Origin of the sequence: Kitasatospora sp. NPDC001547, assembly GCF_042894165.1 — a bacterium.
In the GTDB taxonomy this organism is placed as follows: Bacteria; Actinomycetota; Actinomycetes; order Streptomycetales; family Streptomycetaceae; genus Kitasatospora.
The window spans coordinates 44,879-64,426 of the sequence record NZ_JBIAVL010000002.1 but is presented as its reverse complement, the minus strand read 5'-3'; the positions used below and the strand labels follow the sequence as shown (position 1 = coordinate 64,426).

General features: G+C 72.7%; 17 protein-coding genes and 2 tRNA genes. 4 read left to right on the top strand and 15 right to left on the bottom strand.

Features of this window, described 5'->3' with window-relative positions; translation table 11 throughout:
* Window positions 1-164: 164 nt before the first annotated feature.
* The 4 genes from ACFY0X_RS03070 to ACFY0X_RS03055 form a co-directional block, all read right to left on the bottom strand.
* Window positions 165-827, bottom strand: a complete 663-nt coding sequence (locus ACFY0X_RS03070) for an ATP-dependent Clp protease proteolytic subunit (RefSeq protein WP_387748188.1) — start codon at window positions 825-827, stop codon at window positions 165-167.
* 56 nt (window positions 828-883) lie between these two features.
* On the bottom strand, window positions 884-1,510 hold the full coding sequence (locus ACFY0X_RS03065) for an ATP-dependent Clp protease proteolytic subunit (RefSeq protein ID WP_387749246.1): 627 nt from the start codon (window positions 1,508-1,510) through the stop codon (window positions 884-886).
* A gap of 260 nt (window positions 1,511-1,770) precedes the next feature.
* On the bottom strand, window positions 1,771-3,156 hold the full coding sequence (tig, locus tag ACFY0X_RS03060) for a trigger factor (RefSeq protein ID WP_387748186.1): 1,386 nt from the start codon (window positions 3,154-3,156) through the stop codon (window positions 1,771-1,773).
* Between the two features lie 304 nt (window positions 3,157-3,460).
* Window positions 3,461-3,534: transfer RNA gene (locus ACFY0X_RS03055), tRNA-Pro, on the bottom strand.
* Window positions 3,535-3,717: 183 nt separating this feature from the next.
* Here ACFY0X_RS03055 and ACFY0X_RS03050 point away from each other — a divergent pair.
* A tRNA-Gly gene (locus ACFY0X_RS03050) sits at window positions 3,718-3,788 on the top strand.
* 63 nt (window positions 3,789-3,851) lie between these two features.
* Here ACFY0X_RS03050 and ACFY0X_RS03045 read toward each other — a convergent pair.
* Window positions 3,852-4,406, bottom strand: coding sequence for a hypothetical protein (locus ACFY0X_RS03045; RefSeq protein ID WP_387748184.1), 555 nt, complete (start codon window positions 4,404-4,406; stop codon window positions 3,852-3,854).
* 190 nt (window positions 4,407-4,596) lie between these two features.
* Here ACFY0X_RS03045 and ACFY0X_RS03040 point away from each other — a divergent pair, with 190 nt between their 5' ends.
* The gene (locus ACFY0X_RS03040) at window positions 4,597-5,388 is read left to right on the top strand and encodes a DUF6348 family protein (RefSeq protein WP_387748182.1); all 792 of its coding nucleotides are present in this window, start codon (window positions 4,597-4,599) and stop codon (window positions 5,386-5,388) included.
* Window positions 5,389-5,588: 200 nt separating this feature from the next.
* On the opposite strand, the gene ACFY0X_RS03035 is transcribed toward ACFY0X_RS03040, so the two are convergent.
* From ACFY0X_RS03035 to ACFY0X_RS03020, 4 genes are all read right to left on the bottom strand, one after another.
* The gene (locus ACFY0X_RS03035) at window positions 5,589-5,786 is read right to left on the bottom strand and encodes a hypothetical protein (RefSeq protein ID WP_387748180.1); all 198 of its coding nucleotides are present in this window, start codon (window positions 5,784-5,786) and stop codon (window positions 5,589-5,591) included.
* Window positions 5,787-6,263: 477 nt separating this feature from the next.
* A complete protein-coding gene (locus tag ACFY0X_RS03030) occupies window positions 6,264-7,403 on the bottom strand; it encodes a PP2C family protein-serine/threonine phosphatase (protein WP_387748178.1) in 1,140 nt (379 codons plus the stop codon).
* 416 nt (window positions 7,404-7,819) lie between these two features.
* Complete coding sequence (locus ACFY0X_RS03025; RefSeq protein ID WP_387748176.1) at window positions 7,820-8,305, bottom strand: ribose-5-phosphate isomerase; 486 nt, start codon at window positions 8,303-8,305, stop codon at window positions 7,820-7,822.
* A gap of 101 nt (window positions 8,306-8,406) precedes the next feature.
* A complete protein-coding gene (locus ACFY0X_RS03020) occupies window positions 8,407-9,006 on the bottom strand; it encodes a biotin transporter BioY (protein ID WP_387748174.1) in 600 nt (199 codons plus the stop codon).
* Between the two features lie 266 nt (window positions 9,007-9,272).
* Between ACFY0X_RS03020 and ACFY0X_RS03015 the strand changes: the two genes are divergently transcribed.
* Window positions 9,273-10,700, top strand: a complete 1,428-nt coding sequence (locus tag ACFY0X_RS03015) for an amino acid permease (protein WP_387748172.1) — start codon at window positions 9,273-9,275, stop codon at window positions 10,698-10,700.
* A gap of 68 nt (window positions 10,701-10,768) precedes the next feature.
* Here ACFY0X_RS03015 and ACFY0X_RS03010 read toward each other — a convergent pair whose 3' ends face one another.
* A complete protein-coding gene (locus ACFY0X_RS03010) occupies window positions 10,769-11,401 on the bottom strand; it encodes a disulfide bond formation protein DsbA (protein ID WP_387748170.1) in 633 nt (210 codons plus the stop codon).
* Window positions 11,402-11,626: 225 nt separating this feature from the next.
* On the opposite strand from ACFY0X_RS03010, the gene pepN reads away from it, so the two are divergent.
* On the top strand, window positions 11,627-14,191 hold the full coding sequence (pepN, locus tag ACFY0X_RS03005; RefSeq protein WP_387748168.1) for an aminopeptidase N: 2,565 nt from the start codon (window positions 11,627-11,629) through the stop codon (window positions 14,189-14,191).
* Window positions 14,192-14,327: 136 nt separating this feature from the next.
* On the opposite strand, the gene ACFY0X_RS03000 is transcribed toward pepN, so the two are convergent.
* The 5 genes from ACFY0X_RS03000 to ACFY0X_RS02980 all read right to left on the bottom strand — a co-directional run bounded on the left by ACFY0X_RS03000 (window position 14,328) and on the right by ACFY0X_RS02980 (window position 19,503).
* A complete protein-coding gene (locus tag ACFY0X_RS03000; RefSeq protein WP_387748166.1) occupies window positions 14,328-14,627 on the bottom strand; it encodes a putative quinol monooxygenase in 300 nt (99 codons plus the stop codon).
* Entirely contained in the window at window positions 14,627-15,592 is a 966-nt protein-coding gene (locus tag ACFY0X_RS02995) for an NAD-dependent epimerase/dehydratase family protein (protein ID WP_387748164.1), read from the bottom strand. The genes ACFY0X_RS03000 and ACFY0X_RS02995 overlap by 1 nt, the downstream gene beginning before the upstream one ends.
* A gap of 67 nt (window positions 15,593-15,659) precedes the next feature.
* Window positions 15,660-16,913 (bottom strand): MFS transporter, encoded by a 1,254-nt coding sequence (locus ACFY0X_RS02990; RefSeq protein ID WP_387748162.1) that lies wholly within the window; start codon window positions 16,911-16,913, stop codon window positions 15,660-15,662.
* Window positions 16,910-18,253, bottom strand: a complete 1,344-nt coding sequence (locus ACFY0X_RS02985; RefSeq protein ID WP_387748160.1) for a hydrolase — start codon at window positions 18,251-18,253, stop codon at window positions 16,910-16,912. Before ACFY0X_RS02985 ends, ACFY0X_RS02990 begins: the two co-directional genes overlap by 4 nt.
* Window positions 18,250-19,503, bottom strand: coding sequence for an ATP-grasp domain-containing protein (locus ACFY0X_RS02980; RefSeq protein WP_387748158.1), 1,254 nt, complete (start codon window positions 19,501-19,503; stop codon window positions 18,250-18,252). The genes ACFY0X_RS02985 and ACFY0X_RS02980 overlap by 4 nt, the downstream gene beginning before the upstream one ends.
* Between the last annotated feature and the right edge of the window lie 45 nt (window positions 19,504-19,548).

Sequence of the window (19,548 nt, the reverse complement as noted above, 5' to 3'; positions counted from 1 at the left end):
CGCCGCCCCCGCCCCCGCCCCCCCGCCCCGCTTCTCTTAACCCCCCCCCCGGCCGGGCGGGGGGGGGGGCGGGGGGGGGGGGGGGGGGGGCGCCCCCCCCCCCCCCCCCCCCCCCCCCCCGACGGGCCCCTCCGACCCGGTCGCGGGCCGGGAGGGAGCTGGCCTCAGGAGGTCAGCGAGGTCTTGCGGGTGGTGATGATCTGGTCGACCAGGCCGTACTCGACGGCCTCCTCGGCGGTGAGGATCTTGTCGCGCTCGATGTCGTCGCGCACCTGCTCCGGCGACTTGTTGGAGTGCTTGGAGAGCATCTCCTCCAGCTGCTCGCGCATCCGGAAGATCTCCTTGGCCTGGATCTCCAGGTCGGACACCTGGCCGCGGCCGGTCTCGGTGTACGGCTGGTGGATCAGGATGCGGGCGTTCGGCAGCGCCATCCGCTTGCCGGGGGTGCCGGCGGCGAGCAGCACGGCCGCGGCGGAGGCCGCCTGGCCCATGCAGACCGTGGTGATGTCCGGCTTCACGTACTGCATGGTGTCGTAGATGGCCGTCAGGGCCGTGAACGAGCCGCCGGGCGAGTTGATGTACATCTGGATCTCGCGGTCCGGGTCCATCGACTCCAGGCACAGCAGCTGCGCCATGATGTCGTTCGCCGAGACGTCGTCGACCTGCGAGCCGAGGAAGATGATGCGCTCCTCGAACAGCTTGGCGTACGGGTCGTACTCGCGGATGCCCTGCGTGGTGCGCTCGACGAAGCGCGGGACGATGTAGCGGCCCTCGGCACGCATGTCCTCGACGCGGGCCTTGGCGGCCGACAGGCTGGGGATGTTCATGGGGGTCCTTGTCCTCCGGGGCGTTGGGGCTGGGGTCTCGCGGGCCGGGCCGAGGCTCAGGCAGCGCCCGTGCCGCCGCCGCCGGGGACGTCCGCGGCGCTGTGCATGATCGCGTCGATCAGGCCGTACTCCAGGGCCTCCTCCGGGGTGAACCAGCGGTCGCGGTCGGAGTCCGCGGTGATCTGCTCGAAGGACTGGCCGCTGTGGTGGGCGATCAGCTCGGACATCCGCTTCTTGGTGCGGAGCAGCTGCTCGGCCTGGATCCGGATGTCGGTGGCGGAGCCGCCGAGGCCCGCGGAGGGCTGGTGCATCAGGATGGTGGAGTTCGGCAGCGAGAAGCGCTTGCCCGGGGCGCCCGCGGTCAGCAGGAACTGGCCCATCGAGGCCGCCATGCCCATCGCGATGGTGACGACGTCGTTCTTGATGTACTGCATGGTGTCGTAGATCGCCATGCCGGCCGAGATCGAGCCGCCCGGGGAGTTGATGTAGAGGAAGATGTCCTTGTCCGGGTCCGCGGCCAGCAGCAGCAGCTGCGCGGTGATCTTGTTGGCGATGTCGTCGTCGACCGCCTGGCCGAGGAAGATGATCCGCTCGTTGAGCAGCCGGTTGTAGACCTGGTCGCCAAGGCCGCCGAGCACGTCACCAGCGGCGGCGTGCGGCACCATCGGGCCAGGCATCTGCATCTGCGGGAACGTCACTTAGCCACCTGCTCAGTCGATTTGGACGGTCGCTCCGCGGCCGTCACCGGGCGCACAGCTTCCGGGTATCACGTCGTGATTGTTGCTGTCCAAGGACCCTAACGCGCAGGCCGGGCCGCAGAATCCCTCACGCAGAACTGTTCGCTGTGAGCGCAGGGTCGCGGCGGCCGCGGACGGGACGACAGCGGGCCCGGACACCGTACGGCGTCCGGGCCCGATGCGGCCTGAAGGGGCTACCGGGGCACTCAGGCCTCGGTCTTCTCCTCGGCGGCGGCCTCGACGGCCTCGACGGTGTCGCCCGTCTCGTCCTCGTCGTCGAAGTTGATCTCGTTGCCCTCGGTGTCGACGACCTTGGCGGCCTCGACCACGGTGGCCAGCGCCTTGCCGCGGGCGACCTCGCCGACCAGCAGCGGAACCTGGCCGCCCTGGACGACCTGCTGGGCGAACTGGTCCGGGGTGAGGCCGGAGCCGGCGGCGCGGCGGATGAGGTGCTCGGTCAGCTCCTCCTGGTTAACACCCAGCTCCTCGTCGGCGACGATCTGGTCCAGGACGAACTGGGTCTTGATGCCCTTCTTCGCCTGCTCCTCGATCTCCGCGTCCCACTCCTCGCGGGTCTTGCCCTGGGTCTCCAGGTAGGCGTCGATGGTGAGGCCCATCGGCTGGAGCTGGTGGTGCTCCACGTTGTGCTTGCGGGTCTCGACCTCGTCCTTGAGGAGCTTCTCGGGGTACTCGATCTCAACCAGGGCGAGCAGCGCGTCCAGGACCTTCTCCTGGGCCTGGGTGGCCTGGTCGTACTCCTTCATGCGCTCCAGGCGCTTGCGGGAGTCGGCGCGCAGGTCCTCCAGGGTGTCGAACTCGCTGGCCAGCTGGGCGAACTCGTCGTCCAGCTCGGGCAGCTCCTTCTCCTGGACGGCGGTGACGGTGACGGTGACCTCGGAGGTCTTACCCGCCTGGGTGCCACCCTTGAGCTCGGTCTCGAAGGTCTTCTCCTCGCCGGCCGACAGGCCGACGACGGCGTCGTCGATGCCGTCGATGAGGCGGCCGGAGCCGATCTCGTAGCTGACGCCGGTGGCGGTGCCGTCGTCCGGCACCTCACCGTCGACCTTGGCGACCAGGTCCACGACCACGATGTCGCCGGCGGCGGCGGCGCGCTCGACGTCCTTGACCGAGGAGAAGCGCTCGCGCAGCTGCTCCAGGGACTTCTCGACGTCCTCGTCGGAGACGGCGATCGGGTCGACGGTCACCTCGATGGAGGAGAACTCCGGCAGGGTGACCTCGGGACGGACGTCCACCTCGGCGGTGAACTTGAGGTCGCCGCCGTCGGCGATCTTCTCGACACCCTCGATGTTGGTGATGTCGGGCTGTCCGAGGACCTCGATCTTGCCCTCGTCGACGGCCTGCGTGTAGAAGCGCGGCAGGGCGTCGTTGACGGCCTCCTCCAGCACGGCACCACGGCCGAAGCGCTGGTCGATGACCCGGTTCGGGATCTTGCCCTTGCGGAAGCCCGGGACCGAGACCTGCTGGTTGATCTTCTTGTACGCCGCGTCGAGGCTGGGCTTGAGCTCCTCGAAGGGCACCTCGACGGTGAGTCGAACCCGGGTCGGGTTCAGAGTCTCGACGGCGCTCTTCACGGTTAGGTCTCCTATGGGCTTGCGGTCGGGTTGTCTCCGCCCGTCCCCGTCACCCGGCCGGAGCCGGAAGGGGGGCGGACGAGACGGGCGATGGGCGGTTGGAGCTGCATCTCCCGTGGGGTGGACGGTGAGCTTGACTCCTCGCCCTCGTGCGGTCGACCTGGGTTGACGCCACAGGGACTACCGCCAGCGCCCCATCCTACCGGTACCACGAAAGGCGGACGCCAGGCGCCACCGTACCGCCGCCGTGCAGGTCCGATACAGAACAGGGCCCCGCCCCGGTGGGCGAGACCCTGCCGCACTGTCGGGGTGACCGGATTCGAACCGACGGCCTTCCGCTCCCAAAGCGGACGCGCTACCAAACTGCGCCACACCCCGTGGTGCCGAGAGGAAGCGTACACGCCGGGCCTGGACGGCTCGCCGACTTGTTCCGCGCGGGCGCGGAAGGGGGGTGTGCGGGGTGCGGTGCGCGGTGCGCCGTCCGAATCGGTGTGCACTCGGGCGGCCGGACCAGGTACGCTGTCCCCCGAACTTCCGGCCGGCGACGGCTGGGAAGGTCGTGCGGGCGTAGCTCAATGGTAGAGCCCTAGTCTTCCAAACTAGTCACGCGAGTTCGATTCTCGTCGCCCGCTCTCCGGTCCGGCCCCGGTGTGCCCAGCACACCGGGGCCGTCGGCGTTTCCGGGCCCCGCGCGCTCAGAGCCCGAGCCGGGCGGCCCGGGCGGCGGCGCGGTCCAGCAGCTGGTGGACGTCACCCTCCCGGGTGGTCGGGCGGTCGTTGTACTCGTCCGGGGAGCGCGCCGGGCGGCCGGTGGCGTGCAGCACCTCCATCAGTTGCACCCGGGCGGTGCGCACGGTGGCCGGGGTGCCGTAGCCGTGCGCCAGCACGGCGGCCTGGGCGCCGAGCAGGCAGACCCGGCCGGCCTCGTCCCACATCGCGCCCTGGAGCCAGCCGTGCGCCCCGATGTAGCGGGAGGCGAGCCGGAGGTGGTCGGCCACGCCGACGGGGACGGGGCGGGCCGGCCGGCCCAGCGCCCGGTCCAGCAGGGTGGCCCGGGGCTCGGGGTGGCCGGCCTGCCAGGGCCTCGTGGTGCTGCCGTACAGGCAGACGTACGGCACCGGGGTGCGCACGGGGGCGGGCAGCGAGGCGAGGTAGGCCTCGATCTCGGCGACCAGCCCGGAGCCGGCGGGGCCGAACGGCGGACCGGGGGCGAGGAGGACGGGCGGGGGCGGGGCGGTGGTGCGGGGCATGCGGGTCCTCCGGGCGGACGGCCTTCAGGTTCCGCTGCCCAAAATGGGGCATTCAAGACATTTCCGCGACCGGAGGGCCGCGGCGTCCGGACGGTTTCCCGGCGGGCTGTCGGGCCGATAGCCTCGGCGGCGTTCGAGCGCGGTTCGAGCGCGAGCTCAGCCGCCGCGCTCCCGAGGTGGAGGAGTCCCGGTGCGTGCGCAGGAGCGACTGGCCGTCATTCAGCTCTGTGTGGTCCGGGAGATGGCGCGACTGGGCCAGGTGTTCCGCCTGGACGGCGAGGTGGTCCGCGGCCCCGGCACCACCGCGGTGGCGGTCCGCGAGCACCCCGGGGACGACGGCGCCGGGCACGTCGACCTCGGCTTCGTGCTGCACCTGGGCCGGGCGGACGCCCCGGTGGTGTGGGACTGCGCGCCCGGCCTCGGCCAGACCGAGGAGGAGAAGCTCGCCAACGCGGTGAAGCTGTGGGCGACCACCACCGCCTCGGTGCTGGTCGAGCTCGCGGAGCGGCGCGGGGTCCACGCCGACCACCCGGACCTGCCCGAACTCCCGGGCTGGCACGCGGTGCAGGGGCCGGCCGCGGTGTTCGGCTTCGGCAACGAGCACCTGGCGCGCTGGCTGGCCGAGCACCGGGTGCTGCCGGCTCTGTCGCCCGCGCTGCGCACGGAGGTGACCGGGCCCGGGCCGGTGGGCGTCAAGCTCTTCCTGGGCGGGAAGGCGGGGGACGACGTCGCCGAGGTCCGGGTGGACGGCGAGGTCTCGGAGGCGGCGTCGGCGGCGCTGCGCGCGCTGGACTGGCCGCGGGGTGAACGGCTGTGCTGGGCGCGGCTGTTCGTCCTGTTGACGGCCGAGCCGGCGGCACCGGGGCAGGCCGCGCCGGCGGGTGCCGTGGCACCCGCACCGATACGTGTCCCGGCCCCGGCGGCGGCTCGCCCCCGGGGACTGCTCGCTCGCTGGCGGGAGGCCAGACGGGCCGGCCGGTGACTGTGACCCGCCCGCTCGCCTCCAGGCGCTCGGGAACCGGTGCCGACGGTCGGCGCTCCAATGCCCTCGTCCCTCGGGCCCCCTCGCTTCTCCCTTTCGGCACCGGCGCGCCCTTCGGCTCGGGGTGCCTGTGACCCGCCCGCTCGCCTCCAGGCGCTCGGGATCCGGTGCCTGTGACCCGCCCGGCCGCCCCGCCCCGGTCAGCCGCCGGTGATGCTGGAGATGCTGTGCGCGAGGTTGGCCAGCAGGGAGTTGATCGAGGTCGCGACGGTGGTCTCGTGCAGCATGAAGCCGAAGAGGGCGGCGACGATCGCGTGCGGGATCTTCATCTGCTTGTTGCGGATGAAGATGATGCACAGGATCGCGAACAGGACCAGAGCGGAGACGGAGAGTGCCACCCGGACTCACTTCCTCGTTTTCATAGCGGGGTGCCACCGCCCGGCGGCACCTGCGAAAGCCGGACCCCGGCCTGTCCGACGGTCCCGAGGCGGAATCGCGGACCGTCCGGCACACCGCCGGTGAGGGAGCCCACGGTCGCCCGCTGCCTGTCGTGCCGCACGTGCCGCCCCCCATCCCCCGAATCCTGAACAGTCCCGCCCGGACTCAGTGTGGTCGACCGTGCCGATTGCGTAAAGGTCTGACAGTCGGCCCAACGCCGATATCCTGCGATGCGAGACGAGTTTCCGCCGACCGGGACGATAGCGGAGCGGTCCTGACGAATCGTCGGCGGGGCCGTGCTGAGCGGCCGGAAGACGACCGGGGCGGGGAACGGAAGCCGCTGGTCCGGTCAGTCGACGGGGCGTCCGATTTGGCTGAAGATCAGCTGCCAGGCTTGACAGCTGCCGCTGCCCTCGGCATGTGCCCCGGACCCGGTGTCAGTCGCGCCAGAGCAGCAGCACGGCGCGGTCATCGTTGATGTCCCGGGCGACCGTCTCGATCAGCGCGCCCGCGGCGCCCGTGCCGGTCCCCGGGCCGCCGCCGGGCACCAGCCGGTCCGCCTCCCCCATCAGCCGGTCCATGCCCTCCCCTAGGTCCCGGCCCGGCGCCTCGACCATGCCGTCGGTGCACAGCATCAGGACGTCGCCCCGGTTCAGCCGGCCGCGCACGCCCTCGAACTTGGCGCCGTCGTAGATCCCGAGCAGCGGGCCCTCGGCCTGCTTGACCTCCCAGCGCCCCTCCCCGGCCAGCCGCTGCATGCCCGGCAGGTGCCCGGCCGAGAGCAGCTCGTACTCGCCGGTGTCCAGGTCCAGCACCAGGTGGACGGCGGTGGCGAAGCCCTCCTCCCAGGACTGGCGCAGCAGGTAGCCGTTGGCGGCGGGCAGGAAGTCGTGCGCGGGCAGCGAGCCGACCAGGCCGCCGAAGGCGCCGGAGAGCAGCAGCGCGCGGGAGCCGGCGTCCATGCCCTTGCCGGAGACGTCCGCCAGGACGACCTCCAGCAGCCGCTGGCCGGGGCCGGTGCGGGCGGCGACCACGAAGTCCCCGGAGAAGGACTGGCCGCCGGCCGGGCGCAGCGCCATGTCCGCGTGCCAGCCGTCCGGCAGTTCGGGCACCCGGCTCTGCACCCGCAGCCGCTCGCGCAGGTCGAACAGCATGGTGGAGCCGCCCCACCAGGGCACGCCGACCCGGGCCCGGAACTGGGCGAGCAGCAGGCCGCCCACCCCGGCGGCGCCGACCACCAGGGCGGCACCCGGGGTCACGCCGTAGACGTAGGCCTCGGGGTTGTCGCTGGCGACCCGCTGGCCGGTGTGGATCACGGACTCGGCGGAGAGGCCGAGCGCGGCCAGCGCGTAGAGCACCACCAGGCTGCCGGGGCGCAGCAGCAGGGCGCCCGCCAGGATCGGCAGGACCAGGGAGGTGGGCGGGGCCCAGTCGGGCATCCAGATGTTGAACAGGATCAGCAGCGGGACGAGCAGGGCGAGCGCGCAGAGCACCGGCCAGTCGGCGGCGCCGCCGCGGAAGTAGTCCACACCGGCCGTGCGCAGCCTTCGGCGGACCCGGCGGAGCCTCTTGCGCAACCGGGCCGTCACGGACTCCGACGCCGGGGCGGCGCCGGGCCTCGTCGCAGTCGTGTGGGGCGGTGTGCCCGGCGCTCTGCCAGCCATGGGGTCCGACCCTATCCACGGGTACCGCCCGGCGTCGACGGGCCGGGGGCGGGCACGGACGCCGGAGCGCGGGGTGTCCAGCGGGTTTCGGCCGATCGGGACGGTTGCGGGCGTGCCGTCAGGAGGCGTGCGCGGATTGGGCGTACGAACCGTGCGGACGGCGTGTGCGCCGCGCGTGCGGGGGTGTCCGCGCGCCGGGGCCTGTGGCCGATCCCACAGGTGGAGCGGGGCGGCTCCGGCGCGTCGCGCGGCCTGCCGGCGCTCCCGGGACGGCGGCGGCCGGTCGCACGGAGCGTGCGGCCGGCCGTCGGGAAGGGTGGGTGGCGGGATCAGCCCTGCGGGTGGTGGGCCGGGATCGGCGGGAGCTCGCCGGTGGTCTCGTACTCGCTCAGCATCTCGATCCGGCGGGTGTGCCGGGGCTCGCCGCTGTACGGGGTGGCGAGGAAGACCTCGACGAACCGGGTGGCCTCCTCCAGCGAGTGCATGCGGCCGCCGATGGAGATCACGTTGGCGTTGTTGTGCTGACGGCCGAGCTCGGCGGTCTGCGCGCTCCAGGCCAGCGCGGCCCGGACGCCCTTGACCTTGTTGGCGGCGATCGCCTCGCCGTTGCCCGAGCCGCCGATCACGATGCCCAGGGCGTCCTCGTCGGCGGCGGTGCGCTCGGCGGCGCGCAGGCAGAACGGCGGGTAGTCGTCCTCGGCGTCGTAGATGTGCGGCCCGCAGTCGACCGGCTCGTGGCCGGCCTCCTTGAGCCACTCCACGAGGTGGTTCTTCAGTTCGTATCCGGCATGGTCGGAGCCCAGGTACACGCGCATGCCATGAGTGTGGCATGCGCGTGCGCCCGGGCCCGACAACGGGGGCGCCGCCGGGGCGGGCCGGCCGGGAAGGGCCGGCCGGCGGGTCGGCGTCGGGCGGGTCAGCGCCGGCCGAGCAGCTTCCAGACCAGCGGCAGGGCGCCGGCGGCGAAGGCGGCCTTGAGGGCGTCGCCGACCAGGTACGGGTAGAGGCCTAGCTCGGCGGCGCGGGCGAGCGACACGTGCAGCGACACGGCCAGGTACGGGACGCCGACCGCGTAGACGGCGAGGCTGCCGAGGACCATGGCGACGGCGGTGTCGACCGGCCTGCGGTCGGCGCCGCGGCGGGCCAGCGCGCCGGTCACGGCGGCGGCGAGGACGAAGCCCAGCACGTAGCCGAAGGAGGGCGCCGCCCAGCCCGAGGTGCCCTCGGCGAACCAGGGCGTGCCCGCCATGCCGGCCAGCAGGTACAGCGCGAGCGAGGCGGCGCCGCGGCGGGCGCCGAGCGCGGTGCCGACCAGCAGGGCGGCGAAGGTCTGGCCGGTGACCGGCACCGGCGAGCCGGGGACGTTCACCGACAGCTGCGCGGCCACGCCGGTCAGCGCGGCGCCGCCGGCCACCAGGGCCAGGTCGCGGACCTGGGTGCCGAGGCGGGTGGAGGCGGCGGGCAGCAGGTCGGCGAGGACGGCGCGGCGCGGTATCGAGGTGGTGGCAGTGGCCATCGGGGCTCCTCCGTGAGAGTCCAGGTGAGTGAACACCTGTGAACCTACGCGGTGATCCACTGGCCGAACGGCACGGTTTCGGACAAACCCCTACCCTCGGGCATTGTCGGAACCGAACCGGAACGACTCCTGGTCACAGCATGATCACGGTAGGTTTCGGCGTGGTCCGCATCGTGGGCCCGATTCGAACATTCTTGGCATGGACAGCGGTGCCGCCGGATATTGGACAGCTCATGTCGCATACCGCACAGTCTGGAACCACCCCTATGGCCCCCACTTCCGCCCCACCGGCGACCGGGACTCCCGACGGCACCCAGCCGGCCGCGGGCCCGGCGCCGGGTGGCCAGCAGCTCTCCCACGGGCTGAAGCAGCGCCACCTGTCCATGATCGCCCTCGGCGGCGTGATCGGCGCCGGCCTCTTCGTCGGCTCCGGCGCCGGAATCGCGGCCGCCGGCCCGGCGATCATCCTGGCGTTCGCGCTCTCCGGCCTCCTGGTCATGCTGATCATGCGGATGCTCGGTGAGATGTCCGCCGCCCGTCCCGCCTCCGGATCGTTCTCGGTGCACGCCGAGAAGGAGATCGGCCCCTGGGCCGGGATCACGGCCGGCTGGATGTACTGGGTGATGCTCTGCTGCGGCGTCGCCGCCGAGGCCACCGCCGCCGGGAAGATCGTCAACGGCTGGATACCCGGCGTCTCCGCCTGGGTCTGGGTCGGCCTGTTCATGGTCTTCTTCTGCGCCAGCAACCTCACCGCGGTGAAGAACTTCGGCGAGTTCGAGTTCTGGTTCGCCGCGATCAAGGTCGCCGCGATCATCACCTTCCTGGTCCTCGGCGGGCTCGGCATCGCCGGCGTGCTCGGCCCCGGCGCCCCCGGCACCGCGAACCTCACCGGCCAGGGCGGCTTCCTGCCCAACGGCGTCGACGGGCTGATCATCGGCCTGCTCGCCTCGGTCTTCGCGTACGGCGGTCTGGAGACCGTGACCATCGCCGCCGCCGAGTCCGACGACCCCCAGAAGAACGTCGCCAACGCCGTGCGCACCGCGGTGTGGCGGATCGCGATCTTCTACATCGGCTCGATGGCCCTGGTGGTCACCCTGGTCTCCTGGAAGGACCCGGCGGTCGTCTCCGACGGCCCGTACGTCACCGTGCTGAGCCACCTCGGGGTGCCCGCCGCCGGAACGATCATGCAGGTGGTGGTGCTGGTCGCGCTGCTGTCCGCGATGAACGCCAACATCTACGGCGCCTCCCGGATGGCGTACTCGCTGGTCGGCCGCGGCCAGGGCCCCAAGGCGCTGGCCAAGGTCAGCGGCGGGGTGCCGCGCAGAGCCGTGCTGATGTCCTGTCTGTTCGGCTTCGGCGCCGTGCTGGCCGCCAAGTTCTGGCCGGAGACCGTCTTCACCTGGCTGATGAACACCACCGGCGTGGCGATCCTGGTGGTCTGGCTGTTCATCTGCGTCGTCCAGCTGCGGATGCGCCGCCGGCTGGAGCGCGAGGCGCCCGAGCTGCTCACCGTGAAGATGTGGGGCTTCCCGTACCTGACCTGGATCGCGATGGCCGCGGTGGCCGGCATCCTCGCCCTGATGACCACCACCGAGGGCAACCGCGAGCAGCTGTACGCGGCCGGCGTGCTGGTCGCGGTGCTCACCGTCGCCGGGCTGCTCAAGCAGCGCCGGGACGCCGCCGCGCTGCGCTGACCTTCCGGTCGCAGGCACGGCGAGGGCCCGGTACCGGTGCGGTACCGGGCCCTGCCGCGTCTGCGGGGCTACTCGAAGGAGGGGCCGGCCGTGCGGGTGCGCTTGATCTCGTAGAAGCCCGGGGTGGAGGCGACCAGCAGGGTGCCGTCCCACAGCCGGGCCGCGGCCTCGCCCTTCGGGGCCGGGGTGACCACCGGGCCGAAGAAGGCCACCCGCTCGCCGTCCGCGCCCTCGACCGCGATCACCGGGGTGCCGACGTCCTCGCCGACCAGGGTGATGCCCTCCTTGTGCGAGGCGCGCAGGGCCTCGTCGTACGCGTCCGTGCCGGCCGCGTCGGCCAGCTCGGCGGGCAGGCCCGCGGCCAGCAGGGCGGCCGTGACGGTCTCCCGGTTCTGCGGCAGGCCCTGGTTGTGGAAGCGCACGCCCAGCTCGGTGTAGAGCCGGCCCAGCACCTCCGGCCCGAACTGCTCGGCGGCGGCGACGCAGACCCGCACCGCGCCCCAGGCCTTCTCCAGGAAGTCCCGGTAGTCCTGCGGGAGGTCCCGGTGCTCGTTGAGCACCGACAGGCTCATCACGTGCCAGCGCACGTCGACCGGGCGCAGCTGCTGGACCTCGATCAGCCAGCGGGACGTCATCCACGCCCACGGGCAGGCGGGGTCGAACCAGAAGTCGGCGGTCTTGCGCTCAGCGGCTGTCGTCACTGCGGGTGTCCTTCGCGAGGCGGTCCGTGGCGGGGAGGGGTTCCGTCCCCGGGACGCCAACACCCGCCCGGCGCCGCTGATTCCGGAGCGGACGCGGCGGTCTGTGCAATGGTACCGACCGTACGGGCCGTGAAAGGATGACCCCGCGCGCGGAGCACACCCCCGCGCCGAGACCGCACCACCCACAGGCGCACCACCGTGCGAGCCGGACAAAGGAGTACCGCCGTGCCTGGCAAGAACCTCAGCCGCGACGAGGCGCAGCAGCGGGCCAGCATCCTGGCCGTGGACGGCTACCAGGTCCGGCTGGACGTGACCTCGGCCCCGGACCAGGCGGCCGGCACCTTCCGCTCCACCACCACCGTCACGTTCCGCTGCTCCCGGCCCGGTGCGGACACCTTCCTGGACCTGCTCGCCCCCGCCGTCCGCTCGGTCACCCTCAACGGCCGCGCCCTCGACCCGGCCACCGCCTACGACGGCGCCCGGGTGCACGTCGACGGCCTGGCCGCCGAGAACGTGCTGACCGTCGAGGCGGACTGCGCCTACAGCCGCACCGGCGAGGGCCTGCACCGCTTCGTCGACCCGGTGGACGGCGAGACCTACCTCTACACCCACTACGAGCCGGCCGACGCCCGCCGGGTGTTCGCGAACTTCGAGCAGCCCGACCTGAAGGCCCCGTTCACCTTCACCGTGACCGCCCCGGCCGCCTGGGACGTGTGGTCCAACGCCCCGCACGAGACCGTCGCCGCCGACGGCGGGGCCCGCACCTGGGAGTTCGCGCCGACCAGGCCGATCTCCACCTACCTCACCGCCGTCGTCGCCGGCCCGTACCACGTCGCCCGCGACCACTACCGCCGCGAGCTGGCCGACGGCACCGCGCTGGAGATCCCGCTCTCCGCGATGTGCCGCAGGTCGCTGGCCCCGTACTTCGACGCGGACGAGATCCTCGGCGTCACCAAGCTCGGACTCGACTTCTTCCACGAGGAGTTCGACTACCCGTACCCCTTCGGCAAGTACGACCAGGCCTTCGTCCCCGAGTACAACATCGGCGCGATGGAGAACCCCGGCTGCGTCACCTTCCGCGAGGAGTACGTCTTCCGCTCGAAGGTCACCGACGCCGCCTACGAGGCCCGGGCCAACGTCATCCTGCACGAGATGGCGCACATGTGGTTCGGCGACCTGGTCACCATGCGCTGGTGGGACGACCTGTGGCTGAAGGAGTCCTTCGCCGACTTCATGGGCTCCTACGGCCTGATCGGCGCCCGCACCCGCTACTCCTCGGCCTGGGTCACCTTCGCCAACCAGCGCAAGGCCTGGGCCTACCGGCAGGACCAGTTCCCCACCACCCACCCGATCACCGCGGACATCCGGGACCTCGAGGACGCCAAGCTCAACTTCGACGGCATCACCTACGCCAAGGGCGCCTCCGTCCTCAAGCAGCTGGTGGCGTACGTCGGTTCGGAGGCCTTCTTCGAGGGCGCCCGCCGCTACTTCAAGCGCCACGCCTTCGGCAACACCGAGCTGGGCGACCTGCTGGAGGTGCTGGAGGAGACCAGCGGCCGCGACCTCAAGTCCTGGGCCGCCGCCTGGCTCCAGACCTCCGGGGTCAACGCGCTCACCCCGCAGGTCACCACCGACGCCGAGGGCCGGATCACCGAGCTGGCCGTGCTCCAGGACGGCGACGTGCTGCGCCCGCACCGGATCGCGGTCGGCCTGTACGACCGGGACGCCGACGGCGCCCTGGTGCGCACCGGGCGGATCGAACTGGACGTCACCGGCGCCCGGACGGTCGTCGCCGAGGCGGCCGGCCTGCCCCGCCCGGCGCTGGTGCTGTTCAACGACGACGACCTGACCTACTGCAAGATCCGCTTCGACGAGGAGTCGCTGGAGAACCTGCGCGCCGGCCTCGGCGACATCCGCGACGAGCTGGCCCGGGCGCTGACCTGGTCCGCGGTCTGGAACCTCACCCGGGACGGCCTGATGCCGGCCCGCGACTACGTCGCCCTGGTGCTGCGGTTCGCCGGCCAGGAGGGCAACATCGGCGTGCTCCAGTCGCTGCACGCCCAGGCCAAGACCGCCGTCGACCTGTATGCCGACCCGGCCTGGCGCGCCGAGGGCGGCCGGCTGCTCGCCGACGGCGCCCTGCGCGAACTGCGCGGCGCCGTCCCCGGCAGCGACCACCAGCTGGCCTGGGCCCGCTTCCTCGCCCAGACCGCGGGCGGCGCCGAGCACCTCGGCCTGGTCCGCGGCCTGCTGGCCGGCAGCGCCCGGATCGACGGCCTGGAGGTCGACCAGGACCTGCGCTGGTCGCTGTGGCTGGCGCTGGCCGCGGCCGGCCAGGCCACCGACGAGGAGCTGGCCGCCGAGCTGGCCGCGGACAACACCGCGAGCGGCAAGCGGCACCACACCCAGTGCCTGGCCGCCCGGCCCACCGCGGAGGCCAAGGCCGCCGCCTGGTCGGCCGTGATCGACTCGGACGAGCTGCCGAGCGCCCTGGTCGAGGCCAACACCGCCGGCTTCTCGATCCCGGCCCAGCGCGATCTGGCCGCCCTCTACGCGGCGCCGTACTTCAAGCTGCTGGAGCGGGTCTGGGCCGAGCGGAGCATCGAGATCGCGATGCGGATCGTCGGCGGCTTCTTCCCGATCGCCCAGACCGACGGGCAGACCCTGGCCGAGGCCGACGCCTGGCTCGCGGGGCACCCGCAGGCCGCGCCGGCGCTGCGCCGCCTGGTGCTGGAGCGCCGGGACGACCTGGCCCGCGCGCTGCGGGCGCAGGCCTGCGACCGGTCCTGACGAGCCGCAGGAGGCCGTTGCGCCGCGCCGCAACGGCCTCGTGCCGTACGGGCGTTGCGCCGACAGGCCGCGGGCCCCGACCGCTCCCGGAACCCGGGGAGAGGTCGGGGCCCGCGCCGTCCGCGGCGCGGGGCGCTCAGCCGGCGAACGCGGACACCGGGACGCTGGGGTGCACCTCGCGCTCGACCCGCGGCAGGATGTCCGGGATGTAGACCTTCTGGATCGCGTCGCCACCGTCGTGCGCCTCCCAGGCCTCCCGGGTCGCCCAGCGCTCGACCAGGACGAAGCGGCCCGGGTCGTCCTGCGAGTGGTACGCCTCCCAGCTGACGCAGCCGTCCTCGGCGAGGCACAGCGGCCGCATCCGGGCCAGGGCGTCGGCGACCGCCGGGACGCCGTCCGGCTCGGTGACCCTGACGATGACGATGAGGTCGAACATCACTGCTCCTTGGCGGTGGTGGGATCGGTCTCGGCGGCCGCGGCCCGGCCGAGCTCGGGCAGCCACTCGGCGATGGGGGTGAACCGGTAGCCGAGCGAGGCGGCCCGGTCGGCCGACATCGCGAAGTCGGCCGGGCAGGAGAACGGGGACAGGTCGGGATCGCCCGCCGGGTCCTCCTTCTCGATCACCTGGGCCTTCAGCCCGGTCGCCCCCTCCACCGAGGCAACGACATCGTAGACGTCGGCGGTGTCCGGGGAGGCCACGTTGACCGCGCCGGTCACCTCGTTCACGGCCGCCCAGGCGAGGAAGCCGGCCGCGTCCTCGGCCCGCACCAGCGAGGTGCGGCCCGGCCGGGCGTGGGCCACCACGGGCCGCCCGTCCCGGACCCGGTCGACGTGGAAGCGGTAGCGGCCGGTGAAGTCGCCCTCCTCGGCCAGCACGTGGGCCACCCGGGCCAGCACCACCGGCACCCGGGCCCGGTCGGTCACCGCGGCCTCGGCCTGGCGCTTGCCCTCGCCGTAGTTGGCCTCCAGGTAGTCGTCGTCCTGCCAGGGCAGGGTCAGGTCGTACGGGTACCCGGCCGGGTCGAGCTCCTCCTCGCGGGCGAGCGGCCCGAACTCCGGTGCCGCGACCGGCCCGCGGAAGGTGTCCTTGTTGTAGACCTCTATGGTGCTGGTCAGCACCAGCTTGCCGGCCCGGTCCCCGAAGGCCTCGCAGGCCTCCACCGCGGCGTTGGGGGTGTAGCACATCTGGTGCACCACGGCGTCGAACCGCTCCCCGGCCACCGCCTCGGCCAGCTCGCCGGGGCGGTTGACGTCCGCGCGCAGCCGTCGGACCGAGTCCCCGAACGGGTCCGGGGTCCGGCCGCGGGTGATCAGGGTGACCCGGTGGCCCGCCGCCAGCAGCCGGCGCACCAGCAGCTTGCCGAAGTAGCGGGTCCCCCCGATGACGCAAATGTCAGCCATCTGCTCTTTCCTGTCTCTTTCTCTCTCGTTCCGTCCGCGGCCGCGACGCGCGACCGCTCGGGTTCTGTCAGGCGGACGCGGCGCCCACGGCGTCGGACGAGTCGTCCTGCGCCTTCCGGGACGCCCCGGCCGCGCCGCCCTCCTTCCGGCCCACCAGGCAGGCCACCGCGCAGCCGACGGCGACCACCGCGTCCACGTACCAGTTGGCGCCCGGCACCCCGGCGGAGCGCGACAGGTCGAACAGCACACCCGCGAGCACCGAGCCTGCCATGTTCCCGGCGCTGCGGAAGAAGTGCATCGCCCCCATCGCCTTGGCGAGTTGACGCTCGGGGACCTTGCGAGCGATCCACATGTCGAAGGACGGCACGAAGAGGATCTCGCCCAGGACCACCGTCAGCGCCCCGACCACCACCCAGGCGGCGCCGCGCCCGGCCCCGAGGGCGGTGAACGCCACCGTCATGCCGGTGAGGCCGATCGCCATCACCACGGCCGGGTCGAGCCGGCCGATCAGGAACTTGAACACCGGGTACTGGAGCACCAGGATGCTCAGCCCGGTGATCCAGAACGGCGCGGAGGGCGCCCACTGCGGCACGTACCGCTCCATGTGCAGCGGGATGCCGACGATGAAGCCGATCGACAGGAACCAGAACACCGACGACAGCAGGAAGTAGCGGGTGGCGCCGCGGATGTCGATGCCCTTGAACACCGCCGTGGAGAACAGCGGCCCGCGGGCGGCCCCGGCGGCGGGCTCCGCCGGCGCCGGCGCCTGGAAGCCGTCCCGGGGGATGAAGGACGACGCCGCCAGGCAGAACGCGAGGAAGATCGCGAACACCACCGAGAACAGGGTGCTCAGCTCGACGTCGGCCAGCACCGCGCCCAGCATGGCCCCGCCGAACACGCCCACCTGGCCGGCCATCTGGAAGGTCGAGAAGGCCTTGGGGCGCTCGTCGTCCGGATAGGAGGCCAGGACGTTCTTCAGGCCGGGGAAGGAGGTGCCCGAGCCGAAGCCGATGAAGAAGGCGAGCACGGCGTAGACGAACACCCCGCTGCCGAAGCCCATCAGGCCCAGCGCCACCGCCTCCAGGGCGGTGCCGAGGAAGACCGCACCGCGGATGCCGATGCGCAGCGCGACGCCCTCGTAGAAGAAGGTGGCGAGCAGCCGCCCGACGTACGTCATGGCCATCACGACGCCGGCCCAGAAGCCGCTGTCCACCCCGCCGAGCGAGGCCACCAGCACGGGGAACCAGATGTAGCTGCCGGTGTTCGCGAGGAGGATGCCGGCGTTGACGCCGATCAGCGCCCGCCTGCGGTCGACGGTCACAGTGCGGCCCTCTCCTTCGTCTCGTCCGTCGTCGTCCCGGCCGCGGCGCGGAGCGCGGCGACGGTCCGGGCGACCGCCGGGCGGTCGACCGGCGTGCCCCGCACGACGGTGGCGGTGGGCAGCGCCGAGAGCGGCCGGCCGGGGGCGTGCAGGTTGTAGGTGGCCGGCGCCCCGACACTGATCGGGTGGGCGGCGCCGGACTCGCCGCGCAGCTCGTCGAAGTAGCGCCGGCCGCCGACGGTGGCCTGGTGGCGCAGCGCCGTGGCGAGCGAGGGGTCGTCCCCGCGCAGCAGGTCGAGCTCGCCGAGCAGCGAGTAGCCGTGGTACGCACCGGTGTTGCCCGAGTCGGTGCCGACCAGCAGGTTGCCCTCGCGCAGCGCGGCCAGGGCGTTGCGGCGCATGTCGCCCAGGGCGCCGGTGCGGGTCTCCTGGAGGCCGTAGGTGATCCCGTACGGCTGCTCCAGGCCGCGGACGGCGTCCAGGTTGCGGATGTCCTGGGTCTCGGCGAAGCCCTCGCGGCCGTACTCGGCGAGGAAGTCGTCGGCGGTCATGACCATCGGGCGCAGGCCGGACAGGGTGGAGACGAACCGGGCGCCCGCGAGGTCCTTCCACTCGGCGTCGCCGAGGGTGCGGTCCCGGACCGTGTGGGCGAAGAGCCGGAAGCCGCAGTCGTAGGCCCAGCGGGTCTCCTCCAGGGTGTTGCAGTCGATCACCGCGGTGATGCCGCGCTCGGCGGCGATCCGCGCGGTGAACCGCAGCACCCGCTCGGAGAGGCGGGAGAAGCGCACCCGGGAGCCGGGCTGCTCGGTGCCGTCGGTGAACATGACCTTGAGGAAGGTCGCGCCGCGCTCGGCGTTGTTGCGCAGCGCCTGGTCGAGGTCGGCCTCGACCGCGAGCATGTACACCGGGGTCGGGAACTCCACGCCGTGGCCGGAGAGGCCGGCCGCGTTGGTCATCGCCGTCACCGCGTAGCCGCAGTGGACCAGTTCGGGGTACGGCAGGGCCGATTCGGCCCGGCCGGCCTCCCAGGCGTCGGCCACCATCGGGAAGCCGAACATGTCCACCACGTGGGTGACGCCGTGGTAGAGGTACTGGAGGGCGATGATCCGCGGGTCCTCGGCGGTGTCGTCGAAGTTGGCGGGCAGCGCGATGTGGGCGTGGGTCTCGGTGTAGCCGGGCCACAGCTCCGGCTCGTCGCCGCGGCGGGTGCCCGAGGGCTCGATCCGGGTGAAGACCCCGTCCTCCACCGTCACGTCGAACAGCGCCTCGGCGTCCAGGGCGGGGACGGCCACGCCCGACAGCACGGCGGGCCGCCGCTGCTCGGGGGTGGCCGCGCTCACCGGGCCACCTCGACCGACAGGCGCAGGTCGATGCGGTCCAGGCCGTCCTGGCAGCGCTTGGCGGCCTCGTCCCGGTCCCCGCCGGTGAAGATGACGTGGCCGATCCAGTCGAAGTTGCTGCGGGAGAGCCGGTTGATGGCCGTGCCGGGCTTCTTGTACCCGAGGGCGCTGTGGAAGCCGGGCAGGTCGGTGAGGGCGTCGAACCCGATGGACTCGACCGTCCCGGCGACCGGGGAGCCGAACCAGTGGCCGCTGGCGGTGGTCTCGCGCGGGAAGGCCAGCTCAGGACGCTCGCCCAGGGCCAGGCGGATCACCTCCAGGTACGGGTCCACGCCGGAGCTGATCTCCATCAGGGTCGGCACGATCCCGCCGGCCAGGCGGCCGTTGACCTCGCACAGCACCGGGCCGTCCGGGCCGAGCAGCCACTCGGTGTGGATGAAGCCGAAGTCCACGCCGAGGCCGTTCAGCACGGCGGTGGTGGCGGCGAACAGCTCGTCCTGGAGCGGGTGGCCGCTGAAGTAGGTGAGGCCCATCTCGATGAAGTACGGGAACCCGCTGAGCGACCGGTCGGTCAGGCCGAGGTTGACCACCTCTCCCCCGGCGAGCACGCAGGACTCGACGGAGATCAGCTCGCCGGGGACGAACTCCTCGATGACGATCTCCGGGATGCGCACGACGCCGCGGCCGTAGTCGGCGACCTGGGCGAGCTCGGCGAGGTAGTCGCGCAGGTCCGACTCGTCCTTGAGGTGCAGCACGTGGAGGCTGGCGGTGCCGTCGGAGGGCTTGGCCACGCAGGGGAAGCCGACCTCGCGGACGGCGGCCTCCACCTCGGCCGGGTCGGTGGCCACCGCGAAGCGCGGCTGGCGGACGCCGGTGCCGTCCAGGACGGTGCGGGTGAGGTGCTTGTGGCGGGCGTTGCGGGCACCGTCGACGCTCATGCCCGGCAGGCCGAGCGCCTCGGCGACGGCGGCGGTGTGCACCGTGTGGTACTCGCTGTAGGTGGTGACGCCGTGGATCGGCTTGTCGGCGTGCAGCTGCTGGGCGAGGTCGATCAGCTCGTCGATGGAGAAGGCCTGCTCGCTCTTGACGACCTGGCAGTTCGGGTGGGCGTAGGCCGCCTCGGTCAGCGGCGAGACGCTGAGGTAGAAGTCGGGGTCGACCGAGACCAGGGTGACGTCGTGCCCCAGCTCCAGGGCGTTGGCGATACCGGCGATCCCGTTCGGGTTGCACTCGATCATGAGGATGTGCATGGCTGTGCTCCTTGTCAGGCTGTGGCTAAGGGGGGTGACGGGTCG

Bases quoted from the DNA above. Each gene is read 5' to 3' on its own strand.
- ACFY0X_RS03070 (WP_387748188.1), bottom strand. From the start codon at position 827: ATGAACATCCCCAGCCTGTCGGCCGCCAAGGCCCGCGTCGAGGACATG.
- ACFY0X_RS03065 (WP_387749246.1), bottom strand. From the start codon at position 1,510: ATGCAGATGCCTGGCCCGATGGTGCCGCACGCCGCCGCTGGTGACGTG.
- ACFY0X_RS03045 (WP_387748184.1), bottom strand. From the start codon at position 4,406: ATGCCCCGCACCACCGCCCCGCCCCCGCCCGTCCTCCTCGCCCCCGGT.
- ACFY0X_RS03025 (WP_387748176.1), bottom strand. From the start codon at position 8,305: ATGCGCGTGTACCTGGGCTCCGACCATGCCGGATACGAACTGAAGAAC.
- ACFY0X_RS03020 (WP_387748174.1), bottom strand. From the start codon at position 9,006: ATGGCCACTGCCACCACCTCGATACCGCGCCGCGCCGTCCTCGCCGAC.
- ACFY0X_RS03015 (WP_387748172.1), top strand. From the start codon at position 9,273: ATGGCCCCCACTTCCGCCCCACCGGCGACCGGGACTCCCGACGGCACC.
- ACFY0X_RS03000 (WP_387748166.1), bottom strand. From the start codon at position 14,627: ATGTTCGACCTCATCGTCATCGTCAGGGTCACCGAGCCGGACGGCGTC.
- ACFY0X_RS02995 (WP_387748164.1), bottom strand. From the start codon at position 15,592: ATGGCTGACATTTGCGTCATCGGGGGGACCCGCTACTTCGGCAAGCTG.
- ACFY0X_RS02980 (WP_387748158.1), bottom strand. From the start codon at position 19,503: ATGCACATCCTCATGATCGAGTGCAACCCGAACGGGATCGCCGGTATC.